The following is an 8611-nucleotide window of genomic DNA, read 5'->3' on the forward strand; positions in this document are numbered from 1 at the left end:
TACAACTAGGACTCGTCCGCCCCGCCGGAAGTATAAAACTAACCCCCCAGCCGTCCACCAGCGTCGCGACCAGCGCGAGCAGTACCACCGCCGCCAGGGCGAGCCACCAGGACGTGTCCATAGCAAGGAAGGTACCGGCGCGCATGTGCCCCCGCCCGCCCTGTGGCGATCCCGGATGCCCCAAGGTCCATCCGAACCGGTGACAGCACAGGTGAGTTCGCCCACAACGGCCCCTGGCGGAGGAGCGACCGGCCCTTTTGCGCCTTACGCTCGATGGACCGCACGACCCCCGTTCCCGTATCTGCAACCGAGTACCTGCACCCCGCATCTACTCTCTGCACTTCCTGTCAGCGCGGAGGTTCCAGCTCTTATGAAGCTCACCGTCGTCGGCTGCTCGGGGTCGTTCCCGTCCGCGGAATCGGCCTGTTCGAGCTACCTCGTGGAGGCCGACGGCTTCAGGCTGCTTCTCGACATGGGCAACGGTGCCCTGGGCGAGCTGCAGCGCCACTGCGGTCTCTACGACCTCGACGCGATCTTCCTCAGCCATCTGCACACCGACCACTGCATCGACATGTGCGCGTACTTCGTCGCGCGCTACTACCGTCACGACGGCGGCCGCTGCGACCCGATCCCCGTCTACGGACCCGAGGGAACGGAGCATCGCCTGACCACGGCCTACGCCGACACGCCGTCCGCGTCCTCGATGAGCGAGGTCTTCGACTTCCACACCGTCAAGCCGGGCACGTTCGAGGTGGGTCCGTTCACCGTGCACACGGAGCGGGTGCGCCACCCCGTCGAGGCGTACGGCATCCGGGTGGAACACGACGGAAGGTCCCTGACGTACTCCGGGGACACCGGGGTGACCGAGACCCTGGACGAACTCGCCCGCGACACGGACCTGTTCCTGTGCGAGGCCGCGTTCACCCACGGCAAGGAGGACATCCCCGACCTCCACCTCAACGGCCGGGAGGCCGGCGAGACCGCCGCCCGCGCCGGCGCCCGCCGCCTGGTCCTCACCCACATCCCCCCGTGGACGGACCCCGCGACCAACCTGGCCGACGCCCGCTCGGCGTACACGGGCCCGGTGGAACTCGCGGCGCCCCGGGTGACGTACGAGATCTGACGGCTTCCGCGCACCCGAAGGCCCCCGGAACCAGGTGGTTCCGGGGGCCTTCGGCCGTATGGAGGGACGGCTCACGCCTTCGTGAGGTCCTCGATCTCCTCCTCGGGCTCACGGCCCGGGGTGGCGAGGTTGAACTTGATGATCGCGAAGCGGAAGACCACGTAGTAGATCGCCGCGAAGACCAGGCCGATCGGGATGATCATCCAGGGCTTGGTGGCCAGGTTCCAGTTCAGGAAGTAGTCGATCGCACCGGCCGAGAAGCTGAAGCCGTGGTGCACGCCCAGGGCCCAGGTGATGGCCATCGACAGGGCGGTCAGGACCGCGTGGATCACGTACAGGACCGGCGCGATGAACATGAACGCGAACTCGATCGGCTCGGTGATGCCCGTGACGAACGAGGTGAGCGCGAGCGACACCATCATGCCGCCGACGACCTTGCGGCGCTCGGGGCGGGCGGTGTGCGTGATCGCCAGGGCGGCGGCCGGCAGCGCGAACATCATGATGGGGAAGAAGCCGGTCATGAACTGCCCGGCGGTCGGGTCGCCGTGGAAGAAGCGCGGCAGGTCGCCGTGCCACAGGGCGCCCGTGGAGTCCTTGTACGAGCCGATCTCCTGCCAGGCCACCGTGTTGACGAACTGGTGCATGCCGACCGGGAGCAGCGCGCGGTTGATCGCGCCGAAGATGCCCGCGCCGACGGCGCCGAGGCCGGTCATCCACTCACCGAAGTTGGTGATGACGTCGCCGATGGGCTCCCAGACCAGGCCGAAGAACACGCCGACGGCGGTGCCGATGAAGGCCATCAGGATCGGGACCAGGCGGCGGCCGTTGAAGAAGCCGAGCCAGTCGGGCAGCTTGGTGCGGTGGAACCGCTGCCAGGTGACGGCGGCTATCAGACCCATGACGATGCCGCCGAGGACCTTCGGGTCGTTGTACGTCGCGGCGATGTCCGCGCCCTTGGTCACCTTGGCGTCGGTGATGGGGAACGCGGTCAGCACGTTCTTGTAGACGAGGAAGCCGACCAGCGCCGCCAGCGCCGTGGAGCCGTCGGCCTTCTTGGCGAAGCCGATGGCGATGCCGACGCAGAACAGCAGCGGCAGGTTGCTGAACACCGCGTCGCCGGCGGTGGCGAACACGGAAGCGACCTTGTCCCAGCCGAGGCCGTCCTTGCCGAACACGTCGGGCTGGCCGAGGCGGAGCAGAATGCCCGCCGCCGGCAGCACGGCGATCGGCAGCTGCAGGCTGCGGCCGACCTTCTGCAGGCCCTGGAACAGGCCGGATCCCCGCTTCTTTGCGGGTGCCGCCGATGCGGTGGCGGTGCTCATAGTTCCTCCATGTGCTGGCGCTGCCGGGGGACGGGAAGGGTGAAACAGGGGTGGGCAGCGGCCGCGTGGTCTACACCACTCAGTGGTGTAGACCTGTTCTAGCACGGTGAAGGCTGGATAAGGAAGGCACGAATTTTGTGGCCTCGGCCATAACGGGAACAACTGGTTCCGGTCATGCCGAAGGGCCCCCGGACCGACAGGTCCGGGGGCCCTTCGCGAAGCGGCCTCCGCCGAGGAGGCCCGGGCGGGCCTCCTCGCCAGAGACCGCCGCCCTGGCGCGGAGCTCTACGCCTTGGTGGTGTCCTCGACCTCCTCCTCGGGCTCCCGCCCCGGAGTCTTCAGATCGAACTTCGTGATCGCGAACCGGAAGATCGCGTAATACACGGCGGCGAAGCACAGCCCGATCGGCACGATCGCCCAGGGCCTCGTCGCCAGATTCCAGTTGATGACGTAGTCGATCAGACCCGCGGAGAAACTGAAGCCGTCGTGCACGCCCAGCCCCCACGTCACCGCCATCGACACGCCGGTGAGCACCGCGTGCACCGCGAACAGCAACGGCGCGATGAACAGGAACGAGTACTCGATCGGCTCGGTGATGCCCGTGACGAACGACGTCAGCGCCACCGACAGCATCAGACCGCCGATCTCCTTGCGGCGATGCGGCTTCGCGGTGTGCGCGATCGCAAGCGCCGCCGCCGGCAACGCGAACATCATGATCGGGAAGAAGCCGGAGAGGAACTGCCCCGCGTTCGGGTCGCCCGCCAGGAACATGTTGATGTCCCCGTGCACGACCTGGCCGTCGGGCTTGGTGTAACTGCCGAACTGGAACCAGATGGGCACGTTCAGGAACTGGTGCAGGCCGATCACCAGCAGCGCCCGGTTGGCCAGCCCGAACACGCCCGAGCCCCACGCTCCCAGCCCGACCAGCCAGTCGCTGAAGTTCTCCAGCGCGGTACCGATCGGCGGCCAGACCCACACACACAGCGAGGCGAACGCGATCGCCACGAACGCCATGATGATCGGCACCAGACGGCGGCCGTTGAAGAAGCCGAGCCAGTCCACCAGTTTCGTCCGGTGATAGCGCTGCCAGAAGAACGCCGACAGCAGCCCGATGACGATGCCGCCGAAGACCCCGGGATTCTGGTAGGTGAACTCCACGACGGAGTTGTCCTCCAGCTGACAGCCCAGCTTGATCGCGGCACTCCCGGACGGACAGTCCTCCGGGAACGCGCGCAGCACGTTGTAGTAGACGAGGAAGCCCACGACCGCCGCGAGCGCCGTGGAACCGTCCGCCTTCTTCGCCATACCGATCGCCACGCCGACACAGAACAGCATCGGCAGCCCGAGCTGACCGTCCAGCAGCGCACCACCCGCCGCGCCCATCACCTTGGAGATGTTGTCCCAGCCGAGCCCGTCCGCACCGAACACGTCCGGCTGCCCCAGCCGGTTGAGGATGCCGGCGGCCGGCAGCACGGCGATCGGCAACTGAAGGCTGCGGCCCATCTTCTGCAGACCCTGGAAGGCCTTGTTCCAGCGGGCGCGCGCCGGTGAGGCAGCGCTGACGGCACTCATGGGCGTCCTCCGGGCCGAGCCGGTTTGGCGACTCCAGGCCGACTGGTGTAGACCAGTTGACGACGGGTCGCTCTGTCGTGAACGCCATCATTCGGCACCTACGACACGGCCGCTCGCGAAGATGGGCCAACTGTGGGTTACTGCGACAAAGCGGTTCTGATCAGGGAGTAGGACATGGCCACGAAGGCTGAGAAGATCGTCGCCGGGCTCGGCGGCATCGAGAACATCGAAGAGGTCGAAGGCTGCATCACCCGGCTCCGGACCGAGGTCGCCAACCCGGACCTCGTGAACGAGGCCGCCCTGAAGGCCGCCGGCGCGCACGGAGTCGTCCGGATGGGCACCGCCATCCAGGTCGTCATCGGCACCGACGCCGACCCCATCGCGGGCGAGATCGAAGACATGATGTGAGCGACCGGACCCACTGAAGCCGGCCCGGCTCCCCACGAGCCACACACCGCTTCAAACACTCCGGCTCACCCTTGAGGGGCTGTTTCCGCCACCGGCGGGCAGCCCCTCACCCCTGTGCGGATAGGCTCGACGCCATGTCTCGAATCGACGGCCGCACCCCCGAACAGCTGCGCCCCATCACCATCCAGCGTGGCTGGAGCAAGCATGCCGAGGGCTCCGTCCTCGTCTCCTTCGGCGACACCAAGGTCTTCTGCACGGCCTCCGTCACCGAAGGCGTCCCGCGCTGGCGCAAGGGCAGCGGCGAGGGCTGGGTCACCGCCGAGTACTCCATGCTGCCCCGCGCCACCAACACCCGCGGCGACCGCGAATCGGTCCGCGGCAAGATCGGCGGCCGCACCCACGAGATCAGCCGCCTCATCGGACGCTCGCTGCGCGCCGTCATCGACTACAAGGCGCTCGGCGAGAACACCATCGTCCTCGACTGCGACGTCCTCCAGGCCGACGGCGGCACCCGCACCGCGGCCATCACCGGCGCGTACGTCGCCCTCGCCGACGCCGTCACCTGGGCCCAGGGCAAGAAGCTGATCAGGGCCGGCCGCAAGCCGCTCACCGGCACCGTCTCCGCCGTCTCCGTCGGCATCGTCGGCGGCGTCCCCCTCCTCGACCTCTGCTACGAGGAGGACGTGAAGGCCGACACCGACATGAACGTCGTATGCACCGGCGACGGCCGCTTCGTCGAGGTCCAGGGCACCGCCGAGGCCGAGCCCTTCGACCGCAAGGAGCTCAACGCCCTGCTGGACCTGGCCGTCGGGGGCTGCGACGAACTCGCCGCCATCCAGCGCGCGGTACTCGAAGAGACCGGTGAGGCAACCGCGCGTTAATCTTTCGCGTTCTTAGGGGTACGGGCGTACGGTCCAGCCGCGCGCCCGCCGGCCCTGTCGGGCGGTCCGAGCCTCCCGCGCAGCGGGGTGCACCGGCCGTCGGCGCGGCCGCGCCACATCATGCCCACGGGGAGGGACCGTTCCATGGCCGCCGCGCGCCACCGCCATCGTCGCCGTACCGCAGCACTCGCTGTCGCCGCCGCACTCGTCGTCCTGCCGGCGGCCGTCGGCTGCGACGCCGTGAGCAAGGCGCTCGACTGCGTACAGACCGCCGACTCGATCGCCGACAGCGTCACCGACCTCCAACAGGCGGTCGAGAACGCGGCGAACGACCCGACGCAGACCGACGAGTCCCTCAACGCGATCGAGAACAACCTCGACAAGATCGGCGACAAGACCGACAACGCGGACGTCAACAAGGCGGTCGACGACCTCAGCAAGGCCGTCGCCAACGTCCGCACGGCCGTCAAGAACGGCGACAGCACCCCCGACATCAGCCCCGTGACGGACGCGGCGGGCGAACTGACGAAGGTGTGCACGCCGTAGCGGGTGCGGGTGGATCGGACGGGGCCCGGCTTGGCGCCGGGCGGGGCCCGGTTTGGGATCGGGCGGGGCCCGGCCCCGGACCTGGCAGGGGCCTGACTCGGACCTGGCAAGGGGTCTGACTCGGGGCCCGAACCCGGACCTGGCAGGGGGCATGAGTCCGGACCTGGCGAGGGGCCTTGCCCGGGTTCGGACAGAGGGCCTTGCTCGGGGTCTGACGGGGGACCCGGCCGGGGCCTGACGCGGGGTCGAACAGGGCCCGGACTCGGAGATACTGGCGACCATGACCCGCCTGATCCTCGCCACCCGCAATGCCGGAAAGCTCACCGAGTTGACGGCGATCCTCGCCGACGCAGGGCTCGCCCATGAGCTCGTCGGCGCGGACGCCTACCCGGACATCCCCGACGTCAAGGAAACCGGCGTCACCTTCGCCGAGAACGCCCTGCTGAAGGCCCACGCGCTGGCGCAGGCCACCGGCCTGCCCGCCGTCGCCGACGACTCGGGCCTGTGTGTCGACGTCCTGAACGGCGCCCCCGGCATCTTCTCCGCCCGCTGGGCCGGCCGCCACGGCGACGACCGGGCCAACCTGGACCTGCTCCTCGCCCAGCTCTCCGACATCGACGCCCCGCACCGGGGCGCCCACTTCGCCTGCGCGGCGGCCCTCGCCCTGCCGGACGGCGCGGAACGCGTCGTCGAGGGCCAGTTGCTCGGCACCCTCCGCCACACCCCCGCCGGCACGAACGGCTTCGGCTACGACCCGATCCTCCAGCCCGAGGGCGACACCCGCACCTGCGCGGAGCTCTCCCCGGCGGAGAAGAACGCGATCAGCCACCGGGGGAAGGCGTTCCGGGCACTGGTGCCGGTGGTGCGGGAGCTGTTGGGCTGACGCAAGCGAGCCGTGGACCCGTCCTTGGCGGACTGGATCCACGGCTCGTCGGCAGTGCGGCCGGTGGGATTCGAACCCACACGGGTGTGAACCCACTGGGACCTAAACCCAGCATGACTGCCATTCCATCACGGCCGCTCAAAAACGGTCATAGCCTTCGACTGGCGGCGTTCAGTCTACGGGGGGAGCAGCTCGCCCGGCGACTGGCATTCGCCCCTTCTGGCGGCACCACGTCTCCGTCAGGGCATGACAGTTGGGACACAGATACCGCAGATTCTCCCTGCGGTTGTCCCGCCAGTCCCCGTTGACATGGTCGATCTGCAAGGTGATCCGGCGGCCCAACCACTCACCGGTGTTGCCGCAGCTCGTACATGCGTAAGAAACCCCGATCTCGGTCATGGCCCGGTGGAGCCGGGTTCTGTTGGTCCGTCCGGCTTTGTTCGGCATGACGACCAGCACCTGGTGCGCGATCGATGGAGGCGCCGGGCGCTCCGGCCGTCCCCAGGCCCGGCGCTTGAAGTGACCGGTGTCGAGACCGAGGCGGGAGGCTGCGCGCCGGACCCGGCGGTGATTGGTGTCCGTGACGTTCATCCCGAGCCCGCGCATGACGTCGGCATAGCTGGTGGAACGTGCTACGAGACTGCGGAGCTCGTCCTCGGGAATCCGTGCGCGCTGGTGCGAGAAGTGTCCGATGTCGACGCCATGGGCCGCCAGCATGCGGCCCAGTGCCGCTCGCGAGCGGCTGTCGTCCGGGACCCCCAGTGTGCGTGCCACGCCATGCACGCTGGTGGCCGTGGCTGCGGCTTTCCGTAGTTCTTCAGGGGTGAAGGGCAGGCCTGGTTCGGCGCGATCCATGCCCGGGAAGTGGGTGATATCAATTCCCGCCGCGCTGATGCGGCGTCGAATGTGGGAGAGCGTCCCCGTGGCCAGCGTGGCGCCCAGCTTCAAAGCCACTTCGCGCAAGGAGGACGACGAGGCGGCAGCTTCGGCGATGGCGGCATCGGGGTACTTGCGCCACGGGCTGCGCTTGGCGAAGTGGCTGGTGTCGAGTCCGTGATTCGCCACTTTCTCCTGGAGCACACGGCGTTGGCCCCCACTCGACCTGAGGCCGAGCCGTCGCATCAGATCAGTCCAGTTGCGCGCCTCGGCGACGACCGGCGCGAGTTGCTCCCTGCTGTACGGGTCTCGTTCTGGTGCGCTGTGGCCAGGCGCGGCCGTCGCGCCAGGTCCTGCCGTACTCCCCATGCTCATGTACCTCCTGCCTCGACCGCGCGTTCGCAGCCTCGTACGGAATAACGAGCCGTTGATCGGATGGTCACCTCCCTTGACGTGCTGCTGACCGGCAGTCAGGTCTCCCCAGAGGTGGGGGCACGTCTGCCCAGGAGGCTTCTGGCGCGGCTGCGGCGGGTCCCTCAGTGCCCCGACGTAGCCTTCAGCCCCACCACCGACACCAGGAGCAGGCAGACGAAGAAGATGCGGGCCGCGGTGGCCGGTTCGCCGAGGATGGTCATGCCGAGGATCGCCGCGCCCGCCGCTCCGATGCCGACCCAGACGCCGTAGGCGGTACCGATCGGGAGCGACTTCGCGGCGTAGGAGAGGAGGACCATGCTCGCGATGATCCCCGCGCCCGTCAGCACGCTCGGGACCAGGCGTGTGAAGCCGTCGGTGTACTTCATTCCGATCGACCAGCCCACTTCGAGCAGACCGGCGACGATCAACAGAACCCAGGCCATGGGAGCACCTCCGAGAGACAACGGCTGGACGGGGGTGCGTCGTCTTTGCGGAGCCCGGTACGACGCGTCTCGTCGGGGTCTCTCCACCGTAGCAAAAGGACGACAAAAGGGGCCGGTGACCATGGTCACCGGCCCCTCTGGAC

General features: G+C 68.5%; 9 protein-coding genes, 1 tRNA gene, 1 pseudogene and 1 riboswitch. Of the genes and pseudogenes, 5 read left to right on the top strand and 6 right to left on the bottom strand.

The features are described from left to right. Window positions 1-121 (bottom strand): annotated as a pseudogene (locus tag ACFWBT_RS39235) (type II toxin-antitoxin system PemK/MazF family toxin); the annotation flags it as partial. A gap of 249 nt (window positions 122-370) precedes the next feature. Between ACFWBT_RS39235 and ACFWBT_RS39240 the strand changes: the two are divergent. After that, on the top strand, window positions 371-1123 hold the full coding sequence (locus tag ACFWBT_RS39240) for an MBL fold metallo-hydrolase (RefSeq protein ID WP_385708536.1): 753 nt from the start codon (window positions 371-373) through the stop codon (window positions 1121-1123). A gap of 71 nt (window positions 1124-1194) precedes the next feature. Here the strand turns inward: ACFWBT_RS39240 and ACFWBT_RS39245 are convergent, their stop codons facing one another. Further along, on the bottom strand, window positions 1195-2445 hold the full coding sequence (locus ACFWBT_RS39245) for a PTS transporter subunit EIIC (protein WP_385708539.1): 1251 nt from the start codon (window positions 2443-2445) through the stop codon (window positions 1195-1197). A 285-nt stretch (window positions 2446-2730) separates the two neighbouring features. Further along, entirely contained in the window at window positions 2731-4017 is a 1287-nt protein-coding gene (locus tag ACFWBT_RS39250; RefSeq protein WP_385708542.1) for a PTS transporter subunit EIIC, read from the bottom strand. A 174-nt stretch (window positions 4018-4191) separates the two neighbouring features. Between ACFWBT_RS39250 and ACFWBT_RS39255 the strand changes: the two genes are divergently transcribed. From ACFWBT_RS39255 to rdgB, 4 genes are all read left to right on the top strand, one after another. Then, window positions 4192-4425, top strand: coding sequence for a PTS glucose/sucrose transporter subunit IIB (locus ACFWBT_RS39255; RefSeq protein WP_266759220.1), 234 nt, complete (start codon window positions 4192-4194; stop codon window positions 4423-4425). A gap of 134 nt (window positions 4426-4559) precedes the next feature. Next, on the top strand, window positions 4560-5306 hold the full coding sequence (gene rph / locus ACFWBT_RS39260; protein WP_266759218.1) for a ribonuclease PH: 747 nt from the start codon (window positions 4560-4562) through the stop codon (window positions 5304-5306). A gap of 144 nt (window positions 5307-5450) precedes the next feature. Then, window positions 5451-5852, top strand: coding sequence for a hypothetical protein (locus ACFWBT_RS39265; RefSeq protein WP_385708547.1), 402 nt, complete (start codon window positions 5451-5453; stop codon window positions 5850-5852). A 280-nt stretch (window positions 5853-6132) separates the two neighbouring features. Next, window positions 6133-6735: an RdgB/HAM1 family non-canonical purine NTP pyrophosphatase gene (gene rdgB, locus ACFWBT_RS39270; protein WP_385708550.1), complete on the top strand. Its 603-nt coding sequence runs from the start codon at window positions 6133-6135 to the stop codon at window positions 6733-6735. A gap of 55 nt (window positions 6736-6790) precedes the next feature. On the opposite strand, the gene ACFWBT_RS39275 is transcribed toward rdgB, so the two are convergent. The 3 genes from ACFWBT_RS39275 to sugE all read right to left on the bottom strand — a co-directional run bounded on the left by ACFWBT_RS39275 (window position 6791) and on the right by sugE (window position 8468). Beyond that, window positions 6791-6873 (bottom strand) — tRNA-Leu (locus ACFWBT_RS39275). A gap of 33 nt (window positions 6874-6906) precedes the next feature. Further along, window positions 6907-7800 carry an HNH endonuclease signature motif containing protein gene (locus ACFWBT_RS39280; RefSeq protein ID WP_385708553.1) on the bottom strand — a complete coding sequence of 298 codons (894 nt, stop codon included), beginning with the start codon at window positions 7798-7800 and terminating at the stop codon, window positions 6907-6909. Window positions 7801-8147: 347 nt separating this feature from the next. Then, window positions 8148-8468 (bottom strand): quaternary ammonium compound efflux SMR transporter SugE, encoded by a 321-nt coding sequence (gene sugE / locus ACFWBT_RS39285; RefSeq protein WP_351122592.1) that lies wholly within the window; start codon window positions 8466-8468, stop codon window positions 8148-8150. Between the two features lie 33 nt (window positions 8469-8501). Further along, window positions 8502-8571: riboswitch (guanidine-III (ykkC-III) riboswitch) on the bottom strand. Window positions 8572-8611 lie beyond the last annotated feature (40 nt).

The sequence above is a fragment of the Streptomyces sp. NPDC060027 genome, assembly GCF_042737005.1.
In the GTDB taxonomy this organism is placed as follows: Bacteria; Actinomycetota; Actinomycetes; order Streptomycetales; family Streptomycetaceae; genus Streptomyces.

Excerpts from the sequence above, each read along its gene's own strand:
- ACFWBT_RS39255 (WP_266759220.1), top strand. The coding sequence starts at position 4,192 with ATGGCCACGAAGGCTGAGAAGATCGTCGCCGGGCTCGGCGGCATCGAG.
- rdgB (WP_385708550.1), top strand. The coding sequence starts at position 6,133 with ATGACCCGCCTGATCCTCGCCACCCGCAATGCCGGAAAGCTCACCGAG.
- ACFWBT_RS39245 (WP_385708539.1), bottom strand. The coding sequence starts at position 2,445 with ATGAGCACCGCCACCGCATCGGCGGCACCCGCAAAGAAGCGGGGATCC.
- ACFWBT_RS39265 (WP_385708547.1), top strand. The coding sequence starts at position 5,451 with ATGGCCGCCGCGCGCCACCGCCATCGTCGCCGTACCGCAGCACTCGCT.
- rph (WP_266759218.1), top strand. The coding sequence starts at position 4,560 with ATGTCTCGAATCGACGGCCGCACCCCCGAACAGCTGCGCCCCATCACC.
- ACFWBT_RS39250 (WP_385708542.1), bottom strand. The coding sequence starts at position 4,017 with ATGAGTGCCGTCAGCGCTGCCTCACCGGCGCGCGCCCGCTGGAACAAG.
- ACFWBT_RS39240 (WP_385708536.1), top strand. The coding sequence starts at position 371 with ATGAAGCTCACCGTCGTCGGCTGCTCGGGGTCGTTCCCGTCCGCGGAA.
- sugE (WP_351122592.1), bottom strand. The coding sequence starts at position 8,468 with ATGGCCTGGGTTCTGTTGATCGTCGCCGGTCTGCTCGAAGTGGGCTGG.